The following is a 22,703-nucleotide window of genomic DNA, read 5'->3' as shown; positions in this document are numbered from 1 at the left end:
GCCGCAGGCCGCAGACAGTCAAAGGGCAGCCGCGGAGGCTGCCCTTTAGTGTTTGTGCTGGTAAACGGACGGGTCAGGCGGCGTTGCTGCTGCCCAGGTCCTGATCCCAGCCGTCGCCGTCTGCATCGAAGCCGATGGCAAGCGGAGGATGCGCTGCGGGCGCGGGCAGGGGGCTTGAGGCCGTGCCGATGGTGAACTGAGTGACCTGCTCACGCAGCTCCTGCGCCTGGTCGGACAGCGAGGTGGTCGCCGCGGTGGTCTGCTCGGCCATGGCGGCGTTCTGCTGTGCCATCATCTCCAGTTCGCCCACGGCGGTGTTGACGTCGCTCATCTGCGCCGACTGTTCCTTCATGTTGCCGGCAATCTCGACCACCAGAGAGGAAATCTCGCCGACCTGCTGGTTCACGGCGGCCATCGCCTGGCCGGCCTGATCCACAAGCGCCGCACCGTTTTTGACCTGGTCGGAACTGCGGGCGGTCAGCTCGTCGATCTGCTGAACCGCATCGGCGCAGCGCTGCGCCAGTATCCGAACCTCGGAGGCGACAACCGCGAAACCGCGGCCTGCCTCGCCTGCGCGGGCGGCCTCAACCCCGGCGTTCAGCGCCAGCAGGTTGGTCTGGAAGGCGATGTCCTGGATCACCTTGGTGATCTGGGAAATCTCCTGCGAGGATTCTTGCAGCTTGTCCATTGCGGCGATGGTGTCCCTGACCACCTCATCACAGGATTTGACGTCATGCTGGGCGCTGTCTGCCAGTTCTTCGGCACGGCCGGCGTTCTCGGCGGACCGCTGGACGCTGCCGGTCAGTTCTCCCATCGCGTGGGTAGTCTTCTCCAGCGTTGCGGACTCCGCCTCAGTGCGGTGGGCCAGGTCCATGGATGCCTCTGCAATGGATTTGGTGCTCTCGTCGACACTGCTGGTGAGTTCCGCAATCACGGAGACCGCGGCGCCTAGTGAAGTCAGCGAGTCGTTGAAATCCATCCGGATTGATTTGAACTCCGAGGGGAAGTGTTCTTCGATCGGGTTGTCCAGCCGCTTGTGCTGCAGATCAGAGAGCGCGCGGCCGATGCTGCGGGTGACGGATAGGATTTCCTCGCGGCGCTCCCTCTCCTCCTGCATACGCTCCTCCTGCTTGCGCTGGGTAACGGTGCGCAGGTCCACAACGTTGCGGGCAACGTCGCCGATCTCATCACGCCGGGCCGCGCCGGGGACTTCAACTTCGGTCTCGCCGGAGCCAAGCTTGTGCAGCGCCACGTTCAGGACCGACAGCCCCCTGGTCATGTCGCGGGCGATCACCAGGCCGAGCAGCAGAACGCCGGCCAGCAGAACCACGGCAAAGATTGCCATCTCTGTCAGCAGCAGCTTGTTGTGCGCGTCAAAGGCGGCCATGTCGCGCTCCAGGTGCTCGATCAGCAGCATCTCCTTCTTCTGCAGCACCTCGATCGCCTTGGTTGCAGCGGCAAACCAGTCTTCTGAACTGACGCCTTCGCCGCCGTTGCCGTGCAGGATTGCTTCGCGCAGCTCATCGAATTTCTTCATTCCGGGATCCGCGAACAGGCCTTTAACGGCGTCCCGGTCCTCGGCGGTTGCAAAGCTCTTGAAGGTGCGCAGGCGTTCCTTGAATAGCTCATGATCGGCAAAGAAGGCTTCCCGGTCTTCCGGTTTCCAGCCGTGTTTGAACCCGACAGCGCCGGCTGCGCGTTCCAGCCCTGCAGCGTCGATGGCGCGCATGAAGAAAGACAGGGCCACCGCCTCCTGTGAGATGCGGGGATCATCAATACCCTTGGCCATGGCGAGGCCGGTTTGAATGAGCGCGTCATTCAGGTCGGTATAGTAGGCAATCAGCGCTTTCAGCTTCAGGGAGTGGGTGTCGATTTTCTGGCGGATGTCCTTTTTGCGGGCCAGTTCGGACTTGGCAAACCGGACCGCTTGCACGGATTCAGGCGGCATGGCCTCCAGTTCAATGCGGCTGATCTCCTCGAGATAGGCCGCCATCTTGGCGTCATTCGCCTGCCGGACCTTGATCAGCTTTTCCGGCGGCGCCTTGGCTGCGCTTTCCAGGTAGCTCGCGCTCAGCCCGCGCTCCAGTTGCAGATTGTGGACCAGGCTGCTCATGTGCTCCAGCACCTCGCCGGCCTGGACCGTATTAACCTGCGCCTTTCGCTGCAGATCGAGCAGGGTCTGCCCGATGAACCAAAGGCTGAGAAGCAGCGGTGCCGCCAGAAGCATTCCGATCTTGGTCTTGATCGATAGATGCTGCAAAAAACGCATACCCATATCTTGAATCCTTGATGTACCTTTTCACGATCGACCTATTCACCATCCGTGATATGTCTTAATTTTTGCCTAGGCTTGGTAAGCAGGCCGTAAAAGGCAGAAGCGCTTGGGGCCGCTGGCCTATATTGCGGCCGAATGTGTGCAGGCTACGGGTGTCATTGCGTAAATTATTGAAATATAAGATTAAACTACTTCCGCTCCAAAGGCGAAGCGCACCATTACCGCACCGTGAGAGTAAGGAAGCAGCGGGCCGCCACACTGTGCCGGCCAGGGGGCACAGGTCTTTCGTGAAGTCTGCGAAAAGACACCGTTAACAAAGAAAAGCCCCCCGGCCGAGGGGCCGGAGGGCTGCGGCGCGAAGCCGCCTGGGTCTTGCGATTCGCCCTGTCAGGCTTAGAACGGGATTTCGTCGTCGTCGATGTTGTGGGACGCACCGCCGCCGAAGTTGCCGCCGCCGCCTTGCGATCCGCTGTCATAACCGCCGCCGTAGCCGCCGCCCTGGCTGCCGCCGCCATAGCTGCCGCCGCCTTGGCCGCTGCCGTAACCACCGCCGCCGCCGCCTTCGCCGCGGCCGTCCAGCATGGTCAGGGTGGAGCCGAAGCCCTGCAGCACGACCTCGGTCGAATACCGGTCCTGGCCGCTCTGGTCCTGCCATTTGCGGGTCTGCAGCTGGCCTTCGACATAAACCTTGGAGCCCTTGCGCAGATACTGCTCGGCCACCCGCACCAGACCCTCGTTGAAGATCGCGACAGAGTGCCACTCGGTCTTCTCGCGGCGCTCGCCGGTGTTGCGGTCTTTCCAGGTTTCAGAGGTGGCGATGCGCAGGTTGCATACCTTGCCGCCGTTCTGGAAGCTGCGCACCTCGGGGTCGCGGCCCAGGTTGCCGATGAGCATGACTTTGTTCAGTGAGCCGGCCATAGGGTTGGGTCCTTTGTTCTTGATAATCTTGTCCAGCAGCATGCGGCTGCGAATCCGTCTGCGCTGATTTCCATGCACACTATAGACCCGGGCAGGGTGTGGAAAGCAGCTCTCTGGGGATGGTTTTGCGGTTGTTTACGCGGCAATGACGGCAGCTTTCGCCTGTGAAGCTTTAAATTTGTCCCGCATTCGTTATATTCGCGCAAAGTGGGACAGTGTCGGGACAGCGGAAATGCGCAAAGCCGTTGCGGGATTGGTTATTGCCGTGATCGGGGCAGGGCAGCCTGCGTCCGCCGAAATGTTAAGCACCAAGAACCGGCGGGACCTGTTTGCGGCTCATACCAGGGTTCTGGATGGCCGCGCCGCGACGCAGTACAAGAACTCCGCCCGGCTGCAGCCCAAGACCTTCAGCATTCCGTCCGCAGCCGGCACCCTTCCTTACAGCGGCAAGTACCGGGGCCAGTATCTGCAGATGGCACGGGATGCCGCGCGCCAGCATGGCGTGCCGGAGGAGCTGTTTCTGCGTCTGGTGCAGCAGGAAAGCAACTGGAACCCGAATGCCAAATCGCACAAGGGGGCGCTGGGGCTGGCGCAGCTGATGCCGGCCACGGCGCGGGCGCTGGGAGTCAATCCGGCGGTGCCAAAGCAGAACCTGGAGGGCGGCGCGCGCTATCTGGCGCGGCAGTTCCGCAAGTTCGGCTCTTGGCGGCTGGCGCTGGCGGCCTATAACGCCGGGCCGGAAGCAGTGCAGAAATACGGCGGCGTCCCGCCTTACAGGGAAACCCAGAACTACGTGAAAAAGATCTGGGGCAGCTGACACAGCGGAGCGGTTAACCTGCGGGCAACTTCCGTTAATGCCCCGTTAACTCCGCCGGAGTGTCAAGCATTTGCCTTAATTTTTCGTAAATCTGCCTCCAGGACCTGGAGGAATTGCCTTGTATATCAACAGCTTTGACGAGCGCATTGAACGGATCAACTGGCAGCCAAGCGCTGTGCCGACCCGCCAGATGATCGACAGCGTGCTGGCAGGCCGGCAGCCGCGGCAGCCGCGCAGTGCCGTTCTGAGCCTGGCAGGGGCTGTGACAGGCATTCTGATCGGCACCGGGCTCAAGGGCATGTTCCTGCCCGGGGTGCCCTGGGGACTGGATGCGGGGCTTGCCGGTGTCATCGGCGGCGGCCTGGCGCTGGCCGGGCTGGCGGCATCGGTGACAGCGGCTCTGCTTGCGGCGGTCAAGGGGCAGCGGGCGCCGCGTCTGATGCAGTTCTCCTCGATGAACCTGCTGATGATCGTGGTGCTGCTGCTGAGCTGAACCTGACCGGTTGCTAGAGCGCGGAGCGCAGAAAGGCTTCATCTGCAATTGGAAGTACAGCGGCTGGGGTTTTACCTGCGAGACCGTGCCATTGCTTCCATTTTTTTGAGGCAGGTTCCCCAGAATATGTCCAAAACCTGAGGGCTTGGGCACTTCATGAAGCAATCACCGATTTCGACGGATCATCTGCAAGGCTCAGAGTAGGCAGCCGGCGCTGCGGCGGGCTGATGAAAACAGGCCGCTTTGCCCGGGCACTGCAGGTTTTGCTGCCGGTTCTGACGGGCGGTTCGTGTTCGTGTCCCGTCATCCGCTGGATACCGGCCTGTCCAACATTAAGGCTGACTTTGCTGAGGGGAATGCGTTTACGCAACGGATGGATTGGCTGGGCGAGATGACCCGGCTGGAATACGAGTCTGCATGGGACTATCAGGGCAAGCTTGGCAGCCAGTTCAGAGCCCAATCCTACCGCGCTTTGGTCAGTGACCCGCAAGCTCAGATCGCCCGGCTGTTGGAGCACGCGGGGCTGGAATGGGAAGACAGTTGCCTGTCTCCGGAAAAGTCCAGAAAAGCAGTGATCACCGCATCGCTTGTTCAAGTCCGCCAGAAAATCAACACGGGCGCGCTGGACAAGTGGAAAGCCTACGCTGCGGAGCTGGAGCCGCTAAAGGAAACTCTGGACGGCGACGAATGGCTTCGTGAATGGGAAGACTGGGACAACACGCTGCACGGCAGTTAGCAGCAAAAAAAACGGGCCGGGAAGTTCCTGGCCCGTTTTTTGAAAGGGTTTTTTTACTCCGCGGCGACCTTGATCACCGGCTTCATGCGGTCCAGCACCTCATCGCTGAGGTGGCATTTGATCTGGTGGCCGCCGTCCAATGTGCGGACCGGCGGGACCTCCTTCTCGCACAGCCCGCCCGGCACTTCGGACTTCCAGCGGCAGCGGGTCTGGAACGGGCAGCCCGGTGGCGGGTTCATCGCCGACGGGATGTCGCCTTCCAGGACGATGTGCTCTTTCTCGATTGAAGTGTCGGCGATCGGCACCGCCGACAGGAGCGCTTCGGTATAGGGGTGGTAGGGGGGCGCGAACACCTGATCGGTGTCGCCCAGCTCCACCACATGGCCGAGGTACATCACCATCACCCGGTCGGAGAGATAGCGCACGATCGACAGATCGTGGGAGATGAACAGCAGCGTCGTCTTCTCGTTGCGCTGGATCTCCATCAAGAGGTCGGTCACCGCCGCCTGCACCGACACGTCGAGAGCCGAGACAGGCTCGTCGGCCACCACGATGCGGGCGCCGCCGGCAAAGGCGCGGGCGATGCCCACACGCTGCTTCTGGCCGCCCGACAGCTGCCGCGGCATCCGGTCGGCAAAGGCGCGGGGCAGTTTCACCAGGTCCAAAAGCTCCAGCATCCGTCTGCGGCGCTCCGCCTCGGAGTTGCCGATGCCGAAGATCTCCAGCGCCCGCATGATCTGGCGGCCCACTGTCATCGACGGGTTCAGCGTGTCGAACGGGTTCTGGAACACCATCTGCACGTCGGAGACGGTTCTGGTATCGCGCTCCTCGATCGGGATCTGCTCGATGTTGCGGTTGTCCAGCAGGATCTGGCCCTCGGTGGCGGTTTCCAGCCCCATCAGCACCTTGGCAAAGGTGGACTTGCCGCAGCCGCTCTCGCCGACGATGGCCAGGGTTTCGGACTCGCGCGCCTCGAAGCTCAGCGTCTCATTGGCCTTCACCACCTTGGTTTCGCCGCCGCCGAACAGGGCATTTGCTGCAACCTCATAGTATTTCTTGAGGTTATCCATCTTCAGGATAACCTTGCCGGGCGCGGTTTTCTCTTTCTGCTCGCCCACGGTCAAAGGCGCGTTCCAGTCGATTTCCTGGAACTTCAGGCAGCGCGTCTCGTGCCGGTCGTTGCCATGCACAGGCGACATCGGGATCACCATGTCCTGGTCGCAGCGGCCCTCTTCGAAATAGTCGCAACGGGGGCCGAAGTTGCAGCCGGGCGGGCGTTCGTGGGGCAGGGGGAAGTTGCCGGGGATCGCCACCAGCGGGCGCGAGTTCTTGTCGGCGCCGGGCAGCGGGATCGAGCGGAACAGCGCCTGGGTATAGGGATGCTGCATCTCGTCAAAGACATCGTGGATCGAGCCGCGTTCCACCGCCTCGCCGGAATACATCACGCAGAGACGGTCGCAGGTTTCCAGAACCAGGCCGAGATTGTGCGAGATGAACAGCATCGAGGTGCCGTATTTCTTGCCCAGGTCCTTGACCAGCTCGACCACCGCGGCCTCCACCGTCACGTCCAGCGCTGTGGTGGGTTCATCGAGGATCAGCAACGACGGTTTGGACATCAGCGCCATCGCAATCACGATCCGCTGCTGCTGGCCGCCCGACAGCTGATGCGGGAAGGAGTTCAGCATCCGCTCCGGGTCGGGCAGGCGCACGTCGGTCACCACTTCCAGCGCGCGCTGATAGGCTTCCTTTTCGCTGACGCCCTCGTGGATCATCGGCACTTCCATCAGCTGCTTGCCGATTTTCATCGCCGGGTTCAGCGAGGCCATCGGCTCCTGATAGATCATCGCAATCTCGTTGCCGCGGATGTCGCGCAGTTCCTCGGCGCTCATCTCGCTGAGGTCGCGGCCCTTGAACTTGATGGTGCCGCCGACGATGCGGCCGTTCTTGCCCAGGTCCTGCATGACGCCAAGCGCTACGGTGGATTTGCCGCAGCCGCTTTCGCCGACCAGGCCCACCGCCTCGCCGGGCTGCACGGTGACCGAGAAATCCATCACCGCAGGAATCTCGCGCAGGCGGGTGAAGAAGGAGATCGACAGCTTATTAATCTCGAGGATCGGGCCGTCGTAGTCTGCCAGTTTGTTCATGTTCTTTTCTCCCTGTTGAGGCTGGAAGGGACAGGATCCCTTTCATCTGGCCTCAAATATCCCGGGGGTCCGGGGGCTGGCCCCCGGTCCCGCCGGTTCGGATCAATCCTTCAGGCTTTCTTCGCGCAGGCCGTCAGCCAGCAGGTTCAGGCCCAGAACCAGCGTCAGCAGCGCAAAGGCGGGCGGCAGCGCCGGGTGCAGGTAGATCGACAACAGCTTGCGGCCGTCATTGATGGTCGATCCCCAGTCCGGGCTTTCCGGCGGCAGGCCGAGGCCGAAGAAGCCCAAGGTGCCCAAGAGGATGGTGGTGTAGCCGATGCGCAGGCAGAAATCGACGATCAGCGGCCCGCGGGCGTTCGGCAGGATCTCCCACAGCATGATGTACCAGGGGCCTTCGCCGCGGGTCTGGGCGGCGGCCACATAGTCGCGGGTTTTGATGTCCAGCGTCAGGCCGCGCACGATACGGAACACCGTGGGCGAGTTGACGAAGACCACCGAGACGAACACCACCAGAATACCGCCGGGGATGTCGAAGAAATCGAGCACCTTCGGCAGCCCCGGGATCTTGAAGCCGGTGCTGGTGTTGATCAGGTAGCCGCCGTTGGACACCAGCTGCAGATAGAGCCAGATCGCAATGCCCAGCACACCGGCCATCAGCGGGTTGCGCAGCTTTGGCCGGGTGTAATAGCGCGAGTTCAGCAGCACCCCGATGAAGACGATGGGGAACATGAACAGGACAATTGCCATGTAGTTCGGCACGCCGGTTGCCACGATTTCGGGCGTCACCAGCAGGTAGAACAGCAGGATCACCGGGAAGGCCAGGATCAGGTTCGCCAGGAACGACAGGATGGTGTCCAGCCGTCCGCCGTAGTAGCCGGCTGGCAGGCCCAGGGTGATGCCGACCATAAAGGCGAACAATGTGGCCAGCGGGGCGATCTGCACGACCACCCAGGCCCCCTTGACCAGGCGGCTGAAGACGTCGCGGGCCAGGTTGTCGCCGCCCAGGAGGTACCATTGGTATTCCCCCTCGCCAACGCCCCGGACCGCGGTCCCGGGGACCTTGTTCTTCATGCCCGAGACCTGGGACAGCGGGTCGTGGGTCACGATCATGTCCATCGCGCCGTAAATGCCGGTGAAGACCCAGAACATGACCAAGGCAAAACCGATCATGCCGATGGGGCTGTCGAACAGTTTGCCATAAAGCCCGAGGCGGCGCTTGAAGGCCGCAGAGAGGGCAAAGAGGATGAGAAGCGAAATCCAGACCGGCGACAGCTGGTAGAGGATCCGCGCGGTGATATCGAGTGCGCTAAGAGGTTCCATGCTTTGCTGCCTTCCTTAGGAGATCCGGATACGCGGGTTGAGGTACACGTAGCCAATGTCGGAGATCATCTGGGTAATCAGAACAACGAACACGGACACCACGGACACAGCCAGCAGCAGGTCGATGTCGTTGTTGCCGGCAGCTTGCACCAGGATGAAGCCGAAGCCTTTGTAGTTGAACAGGGTTTCCACGATCACCACACCATTCAGCAGCCAGGGGAACTGCAGCATGATCACGGTGAAAGGCGCGATCAGCGCGTTGCGCAGAGCGTGTTTGATGACGATGTTGTGGAAGCTCACGCCCTTGAGGCGGGCGGTTCGGATGTATTGCGCGGTCATCACCTCGGTCATCGAGGCGCGGGTCATCCGGGCGATGTAGCCCATCCCGTAAAGCGCGATGGTCAGCACCGGCAGAAAGAAGTTTTCAAAGGTGGGATTGTCGGTTGCCGCGGTTGCGGTGCCCTTGAACCACTTCAGGCCGACGGTGGACGACGTGAAAACCGCGATGAAGATAACACCAGAGACATATTCGGGGGTTGCAGTGGTCAGAATGGAGACCGTCGACAGTCCCCGGTCGGTTGCCGAGCCCTCGCGCATCCCGGCCAGAACGCCGATGATCAAGGCCGAGGGGACCATCAGAAGCAGCACCCAGCCCATCAGGCGCAGCGTGTTCTGCAGGCGCTCGGTGATGATGCTGGCCACATCCTTCTTGAAAACGCTGGAGTATCCCCAGTCCCCTTGCAGGATGCCGCAGAAGGTTGGCGCATTTGCAGCCTCCTCTGCACTGACCGCACCGGCGATGCAGCGGCCGGTGATGCCTTCCTCGCTCTCGCGGGTCCAGCCAGGCAACACGCCCAGCCATTCGCCGTAACGGCTGATCATCCAGCCGCTGTGGCCGTTCTTGTCCAGCCAGCTGGCCACGGCCTCATCCGTCATGCGGAAGTTGCCCTGGGTTTTGGCGAGTTTTTCGAGGTTGGGGTAGAGGTTCGTCAAGAAGAACACGATGAACGTCAGGCACAGGGCCGTCAGCAGCATCACGCCCGAGCGGCGGAGAATGAAAAGTCCCATTGGGGTCCCCTGTCAGTCTGGCGGATCGGACCCGGCTCGCGGGGCGGGTCTCTTATCTTTTAAGCTGGAATGCACCGCCCCGAAGGGGGCGGTGCGGGAAGCAGGAGCCGGTCGGGCTTAGGCTGCCCAGCCCCATTTGTAGTGGTGATGCTCGAAGGAGACATGCATGTCCGCACCGACAACGCCTTCGCGCATGTGGCGGTAGAGCGAGCGCCAGTAGGGCTGAATGGTCACGCCTTCTTCCTGGATCAGCGCCTGGCCCTTGGCCGAGATTTCACGGCGCTTGTCGGCGTCAGCAATCGAAAGGGCTTCTTCCAGCAGGGCGTCGAACTCCGGGTTGGACCAGCCAAACTCGTTCCAGGCTTCGCCCGACTTATAGGCCAGCGCCCAGATCTGCACGCCCAGCGGGCGGTGGTTCCAGTTGGTCGAGGAGAACGGGTATTTCGCCCAGTCGTTCCAGAAAGTCGAGCCCGGCAGAACGGTCCGCTTCACCTTGAAGCCCGCATCGCGCAGCTGAGCGGCCACGGCGTCGGTGGTGTTCCGGCGCCAGTCGTCGTCGATCGACAGGATTTCGTGCTCGAAATCCATCATGCCGGCTTCTTCCATCAGCGCCTTTGCAGCAGCGGGGTCAACCTTCTGCGGCGGCAGTTCGGCGTATTCCGGATGGATTGGGCCGACATGGTGGTTCTCAGCCGGTTCGCCGCGGCCGCCATAGCCCAGTTCCAGGCAGACCGAATTGTCGACGGCCATCTGGATTGCCTTGCGGACGCGCTTGTCGGCATAGACTTTCTTGCCATCGATTTCGGCCAGCTGGTTGGTGCGGATCACGATCGAGGACATGGTGACAACTTCCGACTTCTTGTAGCCGAGGCCGTCCATCACATCGATGAATTCGCCAACCGATTCATAAAGCATGTCGACTTCGTCGGATTCCAGGGCCGCCAGCCACGAGGACGGGTCGGTGCCGAAGTCGATGTACTCGATGCGGTCCAAAGCGGGCTTGCCATAGATCGCCTCGCCCCACCAGGTGTGGTTGTCGTTGCGTTCCAGAACCGAGCGCACGCCGACTTCCAGCTCGGTCAGCAGGAACGGGCCGGTGCCAACGTTCTGAGTGAAGTCATTGGTCTGGAAGGAGGAATGCACGATCGCCGCCGGATAGTCGGCCATGCCTGCAATCAGCGAAATGTCGGAGGCCGGCAGGTTCAGCTTGACGGTGTGGCTGTCGACCACTTCGATGGCGCCTTCGACTGCTTGGCCGGTGTCATTGTCGATCAGAGTTGCGAAGCGGCCGGCCATGGAGTTGCCTTCCAGGCCCTTGTCGCACCAGCCGGCGATGTTGCGGGCAACATCTTCGGCGGTGAAGTCGTCGCCGTTGTTCCACTTGACGCCCTGGCGGACGTTCAGTGTGTAGACGGTGGCGTCCTCGTTGATCTCCCAGCTTTCCAGCAGCATGCCGGTGAAAGAGCCGTCATTGTTGTATTCCACCAGGTATTCAATGGTACCGCGGGTCTTGTTGGCCATCTGCGACCAGTCGAAGGTGCGCGGATCCTTCAGCGGGCGGACTTCGGTCTGCACGCGCAGGGTGCCGCCCTGCTTTTTCTCTTCAGCAGCCTTAACCGGGGCGGCCAGGCCAATCATTCCGTATGCCGCAGCTGCGGTGACGCCCAGCGAGGTGGCGCGGGTCAGGAACTCCCGGCGGTCCAGTTTGCCGTCCAGCACTTCCTTGGCGTGCATCTTGGCGGCCCAATGGATCGGGGCTCCGTTGATGGTGTCTTTGGTCATTTAGGTCTCCCTGTCATACCGTTCTGTCTTATTGCGAAACGGGTATTGGCCCAGCCGCTGGCCAGGCGATTATGGTGTGAGTTGTGGATTATAGTTTCCCCATGCCCGCATTCCGGCAGAGATATGCCTTTTCGTCAATGCACAGTTTCGGCGTTTCCATGTAAAAATACGACATTTTTGACGTCGCTTTTCTGATTGTGGCCGGCATGCAGCCGCATACTGTTCAAAACTGCCCAGTAATGCAGCCCGGGATCAGCGCGAGATCGGGGGGGGCCTGGCAGTGCGGCGGGAATCTGCTGACGGATCAAACTATTGTGTTCCTGCTTTGAGGAAACCTGCACCGCCGGCCGCGGCTGCGGACCCCAAGTGCACTCGGTTGCCGGTCCGAAAGGATTGCCATCCGCAGCCCCCGGTTGCGAACCCCTGTCCAAGTGCTGCCTTCGCGCATGCCCCGGCCAGCCTATCGCGTTGTTGCCGGAGGCAGGCGAAGGCGGTCGCAGGCACCGCAATTGCGGGTTCAGGGCTCGGACGCCACGTCAGGAAAACCAGGCCGAAGGTCTCAGGCCAAAGAAACCTGATGCCAGCCCTTCATCCGGGCGCGGAACCAGCTTCGCTGGCGTTTGGCGAACTGACGGGTGGCGATGGCGGCACGCTCCTCGGCCTCTTCCAGCGTAAGCGTTCCTTCTGCATAGCCCATCAGCTCCGGCACCCCGATCGCCTTGCAGGAGGGCAGTGCCGGATCGTAACGGCCGCGCATGGCCTCGATCTCTGCCATCGCGCCCTGTGCGAGCATTATGCCGAAGCGCCTGCGGATTCGGGCCTCCAGCCAGTCTTTTTCCGAGTTCAGAACCATCGCCGTACAGTCCTGCAGCGGCAGCGCCGGGGCGGGAGTGACGTCCTGCCAGCTGGCCAGCGGTCGGCCGGTGGCTTTCAGCACCTCCCAGGCCCGCTGCACCCGGGCGCGGTTCTGCAGGTCGATGCGGCTGGCGGTCTCCTGATCCAGCTCTGCAAGCAGCGCCCCAAGCGTCATGGCATCGGCTGCGGCCCGGACCGCGGGCGGGGTGGCGGGAATCTCTGCCATGCCTTCTGTCAGTGCGGTGAAATAGAGGCCGGTGCCGCCAACGATGATCAGCCGTTCGGGTCCGTCCAGCAGCGGCAGCATCTCGCGCAGCCAGTGGCCGGCCGAATAGTCCGCATCATAGGGCACATGTCCGTAAAGCGCGTGCGGCGCCTGTGCCTCTTCCTCTGCCGAGGGGCGGGCGGTGATCACCCGCCAGCAGTCATAGACCTGGCTTGCATCGGCGTTGACGATGATGCCTCCGTGGCGGGCGGCAATGTCCAGCGCCAGCGCGGATTTTCCCGAGGCGGTCGGGCCTGCGATCAGCACAGGTTTTCTGGGGGCGATATCAGGCAGGTTCATGCAGGCGTGATCCGTCTCTCAGTCCGGTTCCGCAAATCTGCGCGGAATCCGCGCTGCGCGGATTGAAACCGGCAGCGAATTGCTCCATTTTGCCGCGCAAATTAACCCTCACATCTTCTGGAGCGCAACATGCCTCAACCGCACGAAAAGCCGGAACTGGATCCGGCCGCCGCCTATAAACGCGTCATGCTGAAAATTTCAGGTGAGGCACTGATGGGCGACCAGGGGTTCGGCCTGCATCCGCCGACTGTGCAGCGCATCGCCCGCGAGGTGAAAACCGTGCATGATATGGGGGTCGAAATCTGCATGGTGATCGGCGGCGGCAACATTTTCCGCGGGCTGTCCGGCTCGGCGCAGGGGATGGAGCGCACCACCGCGGATTACATGGGGATGCTGGCCACCGTGATGAACGCGCTGGCAATGCAGTCCGCGCTGGAAGGCCTGGGCGTGTTCACCCGGGTGATCTCGGCGATCCGCATGGATGAGGTTGCCGAACCCTACATCCGCCGCCGCGCTGTGCGCCACCTGGAGAAGAAGCGGGTCTGCATCTTTGCTGCCGGCACCGGCAACCCCTATTTCACCACCGATACCGCCGCGACCCTGCGCGCCAACGAGATGGCGTGCGAAGCGATCTTCATGGGCAAGAACGGCGTGGACGGCGTCTATGACAAGGATCCGGCACAGCACAACGATGCGGTCCGCTATGACGAAATCAGCTATGACGACGTGTTTGCCAAGCGGCTGAAAGTCATGGATGCCTCCGCCATCGCGCTGGCACGCGACAACAACCTGCCGCTCATCGTGTTCCCGCTGGACGAGCCGGGCGGCTTCCGCGGCATTCTGGCGGGCGAGGGGACCTATACCAAGGTTCACGGCTAAACCGCCGCTGGACCAGCTGAAACCGCGTGCCACTGGTGGCTCGCGGTTTTTTTGTGTTTTGGCCGAGGCGCATGCGCGGAGAGCGGATCGGAGCCGTGAATTCTGCGCCAGGCAGGCTAATTCTTTCATTAAGGGGAAGGCCGCCAAGGGGCAAACTTGCAGCCCCGGTGTCGGCAAATCCTCCCCAACATCGCTATACATCAGCCTTCCAATGGCTTAAGAGCCAATGGAAGACCGCCTCAGATAAGGGGAGAGAGCAGCATGTCTGATGATTTTGAACTGGATACCGACGACCTGAAACGCCGCATGGACGGCGCGATGGCCAACCTGCGCACCGAATTCGCATCGCTGCGCACCGGCCGGGCTTCTGCCTCGATGCTGGAGCCGGTGATGGTGGATGCTTACGGCTCGATGACACCGATCAATCAGGTGGGCACCGTCAACGTGCCGGAGCCGCGCATGGTCACCATCAACGTCTGGGACAAGGGCCTGGTCGGCAAGGTGGAGAAGGCCATCCGCGAGTCTGGCCTCGGCATCAACCCGCAGCTCAACGGCACCATCATCATGCTGCCGATTCCGGAGCTGAACGAGGAACGCCGCCGCGAGCTGGGCAAGGTGGCCGGCCAGTACGCCGAACATGCCCGCGTGTCGATCCGCAACGTCCGCCGCGACGGCATGGATCAGATCAAGAAAGCCAAGGCCGACGGCATGTCGGAAGACGATCAGAAGTTCTGGGAAGCCGAAGTGCAGGAGCTGACCGACAAGATGATCAAGCATGTGGATGAGGCGCTTGAGACCAAGCAAGCCGAGATCATGCAGGTCTGACGGGCAATATGCCGGGTGATTCAAATCCGCAAATCAGGGCCGCCGGAGATGCTCCGGCGGCCCGTTCCGGTCCGCGCCATGTCGCCATTATCATGGACGGCAACGGCCGCTGGGCCCAAGCCCGCGGCCGGCCGCGGCTGTTCGGCCACCATGCCGGCGCCCGCCGGGTGCGGGAAGTTGTCGAGTGCTGCCCAGAACTGGGCGTGAAATACCTTACCATCTTTGCCTTCTCGACCGAGAACTGGAAGCGCACGCAGACCGAAGTTGCCGGTTTGATGAGCCTTTTCCGCCGCTACATTTCCAAGGAAATGAACGCCTTGGCGGAAAAGAACGTCCGGGTGCGCTTTATCGGCGACCGGGTACGTCTGGATGCCAAGCTGATAGAGCTGATGGACAAGCTGGAGCAGAAGACCGAAGGCAACGACGGCACCCAGCTGACCATCGCGCTGAACTATGGCGGCCGCGACGAGGTGGCGCGCGCCACCAAGCGGCTGGCGCGGGATGTGGCCGCAGGACGGCTGGACCCCGAGGACGTCGACCAGGAAACCCTGCCGCGCTACCTCGACACCCATGTGCTGCCGGACCCGGATCTGGTGATCCGCACCAGCGGCGAGGCACGGATCTCGAATTTCCTGCTGTGGCAGTCGGCCTATGCCGAGTACGAGTTCATCGACACCCTGTGGCCGGATTTCACGGCTGAGGAACTGGCGCGCCTGTGCAGCAGCTACAGCCGCCGCGACCGCCGGTTCGGGGCCGTAAAGACATGAGCGCCGCCAAGGGCCGCTGGGCAGACCTGCTGCCGCGCGCTTTGTCCGCCGTGGTGATGGTGGCGGCGGGCGGGTATGCCACTTGGGCAGGCGGGCTGGTCTTCAATGCGATGATCGCCTTGTGCTGCGGCGGCATGATCTGGGAACTGGTGCGGATGCTGGCGCCTGAGCGGGGCAGTGCAGCGCTGCAGCTCGGCGCGGTTTCCGCCATTGCGGTGCTGCTGGCGTCGCTGCTGCCGCCGCTCTGGGTTCTGCCGGTTCTGGCGGCCCCGGTGGCGGCCGGCATCAGCCAGGTCACTGTCCGGCGGCAGTATTTTGCAGGCTTTGCCCTGTGGGTGCTGCTGGCGGGCTTCGGCTTTATCTGGCTGCGCGGCCAGATGGGCGTGGCCTGGATGCTGTGGCTGATCGGGATCGTCGTGGCAACCGATGTCACCGGCTATTTCGCGGGCAAGGCCATTGGCGGACCCAAGTTCTGGCCTCGCGTCAGCCCCAAGAAAACCTGGAGCGGCACCGCCTCGGGCTGGCTTGCGGCCGCCATTGTGGGGGCCGTCTTTGCCAATCAGATGGGACTGGGCTATGGCATTGCCGTGCTGTCGGTGCTGCTGTCGATGGCCAGCCAGGCCGGCGATGTGGCGGAAAGCGCGCTGAAGCGCATGACCGGGGTCAAGGATTCCAGTGCGCTGATCCCCGGCCACGGCGGGCTGTTTGACCGCTTCGACGGGATGCTGGGCGCCGCGGCCATGTTCCTGGCCGTGACCGCCATCTGGGGATAACCAGACAGGAAGAGACATGCGGAAAGTTTCGATCTTCGGCGCTACCGGGTCGATTGGCCAGAACACCATCGACCTGATCCGCCGCGCGCCCGAAGCCTATGACGTGGTGGCGCTGACCGGCGGCGCCAATATCGCGCGGCTGGCTGAGGATGCCATTGCGCTGCGGGCCAAGGTGGCGGTAACCGCTTTTGAGGACCGTTTGCCGGATCTGCGGGCGGCGCTGGACGGCTCCGGCGTGGAGGCGGCAGCGGGGCAGGCGGCGCTGGTTGAGGCGGCTGCGCGCCCGGCTGACTGGATCATGTCGGCGATTGTCGGCGCTGCCGGGCTGGCCCCGGGGCTGGAGGCGCTGAAACACGGCACCACGCTGGCCTTGGCCAACAAGGAATCGCTGGTCTGCGCGGGAAAGCTGCTGCTGGAAACCGCAGAAAAACACGGCGCCCGGCTGCTGCCGGTCGACAGCGAGCACTCAGCGGTATTTCAGGGGCTTGTCGGGGAAGATATCGAGGCCGTCGAACGGATTGTCATCACCGCGTCGGGCGGTGCGTTCCGCGACTGGCCGCTGGAAGACCTGCCCAGGGCAACTCTTGCGCAGGCCTCCTCACACCCCAACTGGGACATGGGGCAGCGGATCACCATTGACAGCGCGTCCATGTTCAACAAGGCGCTGGAAGTTATTGAAACCCGGGAATACTTTGGCGTCCGGCCGGATCAGATCGAGGTGCTGGTGCACCCGGAATCGCTGGTTCACGCGCTGGTCGGGTTCAATGACGGCGCGCTGATGGCGCATCTCGGCGCGGCCGACATGCGCCACGCCATCGGCTATGCGCTGCACTGGCCGGCCCGCCTGAACCTGCCGGTGGAGCGCCTGGATCTGGCCCGCATCGGCCAGCTGAACTTCCGTGCCCCGGAGCCAGCCCGCTACCCGGCGCTGCGCCAGGCCTATGAGGTGATGGAACGGGGCGGCCTGATGGGAGCGGCGTTCAACGCTGCCAAGGAGCAGGCGCTGGATGAGTTCATTGCCGGCCGTATCCGCTTTACCGATATGGCAGCGGTGACGGCAGAGGTGCTGGAGCGCCTTGAGGCCAAGGCCGACCTCATTGATGCCGCAATCACACTTGATAACGTGACCCGGGTTGACCATCTCGCAAGGCAAGAGGCCGCCAGGGCCGCAGAAGAACACATAGGATAGATTTTTGGACTTGCTCGCTTTTGTCCCGCAGTTCGGCGGTTTTCTTTACACCGTCGCCAGCTTCGTCGTTGCCTTGTCGGTGATCGTGGCGGTGCACGAATACGGCCACTACATTGTCGGCCGCTGGTCGGGGATTCATGCGGAGGTTTTTTCGCTGGGCTTCGGGCCTGTTCTGTGGAGCCGGATGGACAAGCGCGGCACCCGCTGGCAGGTCGCCGCGCTGCCGTTTGGCGGCTACGTGAAGTTCCTTGGCGACGCGGACGCGGCGTCTGGAAAGGATGCTGCGGCGATGGAGGCCGCAGCCGCTGATCCGGAAGCCTTGCGCCGGACCATGCATGGCGCGCCCTTGTGGGCGCGGGCGGCGACTGTTGCTGCGGGCCCTGTGTTCAATTTCGCGATGTCTGCGATCATCTTCACCGCGGTGGCACTGTCACAGGGCACCATGCGGGAGCCTCTGACCATCGGCGAGCTGGCGCCGCTGCCTGCGATCGAGAATGGCTTGCAGCAGGGCGATGAACTGGTCTCTGCCGGCGGCGTGGCGGTTCCCAACTACCTGGACAGCGCAGCATGGGAGGCCTTCCGGGATGCCATTCCGCAGGAGCAGCCGCTGGAGTATGTGGTGCGCCGCGACGGTGCCGAAACCACCGTCAGCGGTCCGTATTTATATCCGCCTTACGTGCGCGGGGTGGTGCCGCGCAGCGCAGCCTCTGACGCAGGGCTGCAGCAGGAGGACGTGATTGTCGCAGTGGACGGCGCCCCGCTGGTGTCATTTGACCAGCTGAAGCAACTGGTCGAGGCTGCAGACGGCAAAGTTCTGGTCCTGGATGTCTGGCGCGGCGGCGAAACTGTCGAAATGGCGCTGGCGCCGCGGCGCACCGATGAAGCGCAGCCGGACGGCAGTTTTGCCACCCGCTGGCGGATCGGCATCGTCGGCGGTCTGGCCTTTACCCCGGCAACCGAGCCCGCGGGCTTTGGCGAGTCGCTGGCGGCGGGCTCCTATCAGGTCTGGGCGGTGATCGAGACGTCGCTGTCGGGGGTGAAGCACATGATCTCCGGGGCGATCAGCACCTGCAACCTGTCCGGGCCGATCGGCATTGCCGAAACGTCGGGCGCAATGGCCAGCCAGGGTGCCGAAAGCTTCATCCGCTTCATCGCGGTCCTGTCGACCGCAGTGGGCCTGCTGAACCTGTTCCCGGTGCCGGCGCTGGATGGCGGCCATCTGATGTTCTACGCCTATGAGGCGGTGGCGGGGCGCCCGCCGAGCGACCGGGCGGTGCGGGTGCTGATGTCGCTCGGTATCGCCATCGTGCTGTCGCTGATGGTGTTTGCGCTCGGCAATGACCTGTTCTGCTGAGCCGACGGCGCCGGGCTTTGACCAAGGGCGGCCATGGCGCCGCCCAAGTGCTGCCACATTCCTCCGTTAACTTTTTCTCAATCCGCCGGCAGCGCGATGCTGCGCCCCGGCCGGCGGACGGATGAAAAAACCGGGGGAAGACCGATGCAAACACTCACCCAATCCTACCGTGGCCTTGGCCTCCTTGTGCGTTTGAACTGGGACCGGGCGCTGACCGGTTTTGTCATTCTGGGCGCGCTGGCCGCAGGCACCTGGCTCGCCACTCTGTGATTCCCGCAACCGGCGTGTAAACCCGCCGCGCCGGTTGCCTCCAAAATGCGCTTTAGTTGGTTTTGACAAGCGCCTTTAAACCCGGTACGCACGTCGCAAAGCTGCTATAATAATCGGGTTCTAAAAAATGGTTTGGGGGAATTTCGCAGGCAAGTCCTGTGGTGAGCGTAAGTCGGGCATCAACATCTTGTACCGGAAAGTTTCTGCTATTTCTCTGGCAGTTGCGTTGGGCTACGCTCTGGCGCCGCTTCCGGCAGAGGCGCAAAGCTACCGCTTCAATTCGGTTCAGGTTGAGGGCAACCAGCGAATTCAGACATCCACCGTTGTGGCCTATACGGGCATCGAGCGCGGCCAGACTGTCAGTGCGGGCGAGCTGAACGATGCCTACCAGCGCATTCTTGACAGTGGCGTATTTGAAACAGTGGAAATCGTGCCGCGCGGCAGCACGCTGGTGATCAAGGTCACCGAATTCCCGACAATCAATCAGATCAGCTTTGAGGGCAACCGGCGGCTCAAGGATGATGCGCTGGAACAGATCATCGAGTCCGCGCCGCGCCGGGTGTTCAATCCCTCTCAGGCCGAGCGTGACGCTGCCTCCATCGCTGAAGCCTACAGCGTTCAGGGCCGCCTGGCGTCCCGCGTGACTCCGCGTATCATCCGCCGCGACAACAACCGCGTCGATCTGGTTTTCGAGATTTCCGAAGGCGACACCATCGAGGTGGAACGCGTGTCCTTCACCGGCAACCGGGTCTATTCCGACCGCCGCCTGCGCCGCGTGCTGGAGACCAAGCAGGCAGGTCTGCTGCGCGGCTTCATCCGCTCCGACACCCTGATCGAAGACCGGCTGGAGTTCGACAAGCAGGTTCTGCGGGACTTCTACCTGTCGCGCGGCTATGTCGATTTCCGTGTGAACAGCACCAATGCCGAAGTCACCGAGGAGCGGGATGCCGTGTTCCTGGTGGTCGATGTGACCGAGGGCCAGCAGTTCAAGTTCGGCAATATCACTGTCACCAGCGAGATGCCGGAGGCGGATGCCGACCTTTTTGCGACCACGCTGAAGATCAAGCCGGGCGTCACCTACTCGCCGACCCTGGTGGAAAATGCCATCGACAGGATGGAAGGACTGGCGGTCCGCAACGAGATCGACTTTTTGCGGGTGGAACCGCGTGTCACCCGCAACGACCGCGATCTGACGCTGGACATCGAATTTGTGCTGCGCCGCGGCCCGCGCGTCTTTGTCGAGCGGATCGATATCGAAGGCAACACCACGACGCTTGACCGGGTGGTCCGTCAGCAGTTCACCTCTGTTGAGGGCGACCCGTTCAATCCGCGTTCGATCCGCAACAGCGCCGAACGCATCCGCGCACTGGGATTCTTTGCCAATGCCGACGTGGAAACCCGCGAAGGCAGCTCCGCGGATCAGGTGATCGTCGATGTGGACGTCGAGGAACAGCCGACCGGCTCTCTGAACCTGGGCGGCGCCTACTCGGTCACCGATGGTTTCGGGATCAGTGTGGGCCTGACCGAGAACAACTTCCTGGGCCGCGGCCAGCGGCTGTCGTTCAACATCGCGACTGCGACGGAATCCGACTCTTATGTGCTGGGGTTCACCGAACCCTACCTGCTGGGCCGGAAACTGCGCTTCGATCTGGATCTGGGCTTGAACGAGACGGACTCCAGCTTCTCGGAGTACCGCACCAAGCGTGTCTTCTTCCGTCCCGCCCTGACCTTCAATACCGGCGAGGATACGTCGCTGCAGGTCCGCTACACCTGGGACGCGGACGAAATGCTGTTCGACGACGACGATGACGACATGGATCTGGCAGGTCCGGTGGTGCAAAGCGAAATCCGTCAGGGTGAGCGCACCGCCAGTGCAATCGGCTTTACCTACCGTTACGACAGCCGCCTGACCGGCCTGGATCCGACTGCTGGCTTCCTGGTGGAAATCGGCGCCGACTACGCCGGCCTTGGCGGTGATTCCGAATACATCAAGACCACTACGAAACTTGTCGCCCAGAAGCAGATCTGGAACGAGGAAGTGACAATCCGCGCAACCCTGGAAGCGGGGGCCTTCCAGTGGGAGGGCAGCGGCAGCAGCCGGTCGATTGACCGCTTCGTCCTGACCCCGTCGGTCATGCGCGGCTTCGAGCCGGGCGGCATCGGCCCCCGCGACCGGAGCCCCGGCGACCCGGACGGCGGCAACTACAACGACTTCCTGGGCGGCAACTACTATGCTGTTGCGCGCTTCGATGCTGAGTTCCCGCTTGGCCTGCCCGAGGAACTGGGCATGCGCGGCGGCCTGTTCTACGATGTGGGCGGCCTTTGGGGGTTGCAGGATGTGAATACGTCGGGTGCAACCGTGGTCGGCCGCGACAGGTCGTTCCGCCACGTAGTCGGTCTCTCCCTGCTGTGGACAACCGGGTTCGGCCCGCTGCGGTTCAACTTCTCCAAGGCCCTCCAGAAAGAGGACTTTGACGAGGAGCAGAGCTTCGACCTGACTCTGCAGGCGAGGTTCTGATCTGGTGCGGCAGCCGGCGCCCGGTATCTGGGCCGCATGCGGCCTTGCTCTGGCACTGTCCTTCTCCGGGGCAGTGCCTGCCCGCGCGCAGGAGACCGCCGCAAACGGCGGGGCTGATTACCAGCTGGGGCTGCCGCAAAGCGGCATCCTGACCATTCAGCCCGACCGGCTGTTCTCCGAAAGCGCCTTTGGCAAGCGGGCCGAACGCGAAATCGAAGCTGAAGGCGCGGTGCTGACCGCGGAAAACAGGCGGATCGAGGCGCAATTGCGCACCGAGGAACTGGAGCTGACCGAGCGGCGCAGCGAAATGGAGCCGGAAGCATTCCGGGCTCTGGCGGATGCCTTCGATCAGAAAGTGCAGGAAACCCGCCGCCGCCAGGACCAGAAACTGCGTGAAATCACCCAGATGGGCGAAGAGGCCCGGCGCGAGTTCATCGCCGCCTCGCTGCCGGTTCTGCAGCAGATCCTGCGGGAAACCGGGGCTGGTGCAATTCTTGACCACTCGTCAGTCTTTCTGAGCGCGGATTCCGCCGATATCACGGCCTTGGCGATTGCCCGCATCGATGCGGTCCTGGGGGACGGCGCAGAGGATGACGACGGCGAGCGCTGATCGCGCGAACTTGCCCAATGCCCGTCCGCTTGCTAGGGACGGGCCAGTATCATTGACGTAAATGGGAAACCAAGCATGACCACCGAGCTGCAAAGCGCTGACATTCAACTGATCCAGCGGATCCTGCCGCACCGCTACCCGTTCCTGCTGGTCGACAAGGTGGTCGATATCGACAGCTATAAATCGGCGCGCGGCATCAAGAATGTCACCATGAACGAGCCGCACTTCCAAGGCCATTTCCCGGGCACTCCGATCATGCCGGGCGTCACCATTGTCGAGGCGATGGCGCAGACTGCAGGCGTGATGCTGGGTGTGGGCATGGACATGGTCGATACCAACCTGCTGATCTATTTCATGAACATCGACAAGTGCAAGTTCCGCCGCAAGGTGGTGCCGGGCGATGTGCTGGAAATGCATGTGGAGACCCTGCGCGGCAAACCCGGCGGCAAGATCTTCAAATTCTCCGGCCGCGCAACTGTCGATGGCGAAGTGGCGGCTGAAGCCGAGTTTTCGGCCATGGTCGACGTGCAGAAGGACGATTGAGA

At 62.6% G+C, this 22,703-nt stretch carries 20 protein-coding genes; 13 read left to right on the top strand and 7 right to left on the bottom strand.

The features are described 5' to 3' along the window. Nucleotides 1-73: 73 nt before the first annotated feature. Complete coding sequence (locus tag LHL23_RS01585; protein WP_226428549.1) at nt 74-2,275, bottom strand: methyl-accepting chemotaxis protein; 2,202 nt, start codon at nt 2,273-2,275, stop codon at nt 74-76. Between the two features lie 393 nt (nt 2,276-2,668). Further along, on the bottom strand, nt 2,669-3,193 hold the full coding sequence (locus tag LHL23_RS01580) for a single-stranded DNA-binding protein (RefSeq protein WP_226428548.1): 525 nt from the start codon (nt 3,191-3,193) through the stop codon (nt 2,669-2,671). A gap of 232 nt (nt 3,194-3,425) precedes the next feature. Here LHL23_RS01580 and LHL23_RS01575 point away from each other — a divergent pair, with 232 nt between their 5' ends. From LHL23_RS01575 to LHL23_RS01565, 3 genes are all read left to right on the top strand, one after another. Further along, nucleotides 3,426-4,010, top strand: a complete 585-nt coding sequence (locus LHL23_RS01575) for a lytic transglycosylase domain-containing protein (protein WP_226428547.1) — start codon at nt 3,426-3,428, stop codon at nt 4,008-4,010. 118 nt (nt 4,011-4,128) lie between these two features. Continuing rightward, complete coding sequence (locus LHL23_RS01570; protein ID WP_226428546.1) at nt 4,129-4,503, top strand: hypothetical protein; 375 nt, start codon at nt 4,129-4,131, stop codon at nt 4,501-4,503. Between the two features lie 289 nt (nt 4,504-4,792). Next, nucleotides 4,793-5,239, top strand: coding sequence for a sulfotransferase (locus LHL23_RS01565; protein WP_226428545.1), 447 nt, complete (start codon nt 4,793-4,795; stop codon nt 5,237-5,239). Between the two features lie 53 nt (nt 5,240-5,292). On the opposite strand, the gene LHL23_RS01560 is transcribed toward LHL23_RS01565, so the two are convergent. The 5 genes from LHL23_RS01560 to miaA all read right to left on the bottom strand — a co-directional run bounded on the left by LHL23_RS01560 (nt 5,293) and on the right by miaA (nt 12,973). Then, the gene (locus LHL23_RS01560; protein WP_222475474.1) at nt 5,293-7,383 is read right to left on the bottom strand and encodes a dipeptide ABC transporter ATP-binding protein; all 2,091 of its coding nucleotides are present in this window, start codon (nt 7,381-7,383) and stop codon (nt 5,293-5,295) included. 102 nt (nt 7,384-7,485) lie between these two features. Beyond that, a complete protein-coding gene (locus LHL23_RS01555; RefSeq protein ID WP_222475476.1) occupies nt 7,486-8,703 on the bottom strand; it encodes an ABC transporter permease in 1,218 nt (405 codons plus the stop codon). A gap of 15 nt (nt 8,704-8,718) precedes the next feature. Beyond that, complete coding sequence (locus tag LHL23_RS01550) at nt 8,719-9,771, bottom strand: ABC transporter permease (protein WP_222475478.1); 1,053 nt, start codon at nt 9,769-9,771, stop codon at nt 8,719-8,721. Between the two features lie 117 nt (nt 9,772-9,888). Next, entirely contained in the window at nt 9,889-11,553 is a 1,665-nt protein-coding gene (locus LHL23_RS01545) for an ABC transporter substrate-binding protein (protein ID WP_226428544.1), read from the bottom strand. 559 nt (nt 11,554-12,112) lie between these two features. Next, the gene (gene miaA / locus LHL23_RS01540; protein ID WP_226428543.1) at nt 12,113-12,973 is read right to left on the bottom strand and encodes a tRNA (adenosine(37)-N6)-dimethylallyltransferase MiaA; all 861 of its coding nucleotides are present in this window, start codon (nt 12,971-12,973) and stop codon (nt 12,113-12,115) included. A 129-nt stretch (nt 12,974-13,102) separates the two neighbouring features. Here miaA and pyrH point away from each other — a divergent pair, with 129 nt between their 5' ends. From pyrH to fabZ, 10 genes are all read left to right on the top strand, one after another. Continuing rightward, complete coding sequence (gene pyrH, locus LHL23_RS01535) at nt 13,103-13,852, top strand: UMP kinase (protein ID WP_222475484.1); 750 nt, start codon at nt 13,103-13,105, stop codon at nt 13,850-13,852. A 261-nt stretch (nt 13,853-14,113) separates the two neighbouring features. Continuing rightward, nucleotides 14,114-14,677: a ribosome recycling factor gene (gene frr / locus LHL23_RS01530; RefSeq protein ID WP_222475486.1), complete on the top strand. Its 564-nt coding sequence runs from the start codon at nt 14,114-14,116 to the stop codon at nt 14,675-14,677. Between the two features lie 8 nt (nt 14,678-14,685). Further along, a complete protein-coding gene (locus LHL23_RS01525) occupies nt 14,686-15,444 on the top strand; it encodes an isoprenyl transferase (protein WP_222475488.1) in 759 nt (252 codons plus the stop codon). Next, nucleotides 15,441-16,217: a phosphatidate cytidylyltransferase gene (locus LHL23_RS01520; protein WP_226428542.1), complete on the top strand. Its 777-nt coding sequence runs from the start codon at nt 15,441-15,443 to the stop codon at nt 16,215-16,217. The genes LHL23_RS01525 and LHL23_RS01520 overlap by 4 nt, the downstream gene beginning before the upstream one ends. Before the next feature lie 16 nt (nt 16,218-16,233). Next, the gene (gene dxr / locus LHL23_RS01515; RefSeq protein WP_226428541.1) at nt 16,234-17,406 is read left to right on the top strand and encodes a 1-deoxy-D-xylulose-5-phosphate reductoisomerase; all 1,173 of its coding nucleotides are present in this window, start codon (nt 16,234-16,236) and stop codon (nt 17,404-17,406) included. 4 nt (nt 17,407-17,410) lie between these two features. Beyond that, nucleotides 17,411-18,760 carry an RIP metalloprotease RseP gene (gene rseP / locus LHL23_RS01510; RefSeq protein ID WP_226428540.1) on the top strand — a complete coding sequence of 450 codons (1,350 nt, stop codon included), beginning with the start codon at nt 17,411-17,413 and terminating at the stop codon, nt 18,758-18,760. Between the two features lie 144 nt (nt 18,761-18,904). Further along, nucleotides 18,905-19,030 carry a nucleolar protein 16 gene (locus LHL23_RS23455; RefSeq protein ID WP_261396924.1) on the top strand — a complete coding sequence of 42 codons (126 nt, stop codon included), beginning with the start codon at nt 18,905-18,907 and terminating at the stop codon, nt 19,028-19,030. A gap of 127 nt (nt 19,031-19,157) precedes the next feature. Then, nucleotides 19,158-21,548, top strand: a complete 2,391-nt coding sequence (gene bamA / locus LHL23_RS01505) for an outer membrane protein assembly factor BamA (protein ID WP_222475497.1) — start codon at nt 19,158-19,160, stop codon at nt 21,546-21,548. Between the two features lie 73 nt (nt 21,549-21,621). After that, complete coding sequence (locus LHL23_RS01500) at nt 21,622-22,158, top strand: OmpH family outer membrane protein (RefSeq protein WP_226428539.1); 537 nt, start codon at nt 21,622-21,624, stop codon at nt 22,156-22,158. A 75-nt stretch (nt 22,159-22,233) separates the two neighbouring features. After that, entirely contained in the window at nt 22,234-22,701 is a 468-nt protein-coding gene (gene fabZ, locus LHL23_RS01495; protein WP_222475501.1) for a 3-hydroxyacyl-ACP dehydratase FabZ, read from the top strand. Nucleotides 22,702-22,703: the final 2 nt, after the last annotated feature.

This window comes from Leisingera sp. McT4-56, from assembly GCF_020514995.1.
GTDB lineage: Bacteria > Pseudomonadota > Alphaproteobacteria > Rhodobacterales > Rhodobacteraceae > Leisingera > Leisingera aquaemixtae_A.
Note: the sequence above shows the minus strand (reverse complement) of the source record. Positions and strands in the feature narration are given on the sequence as shown.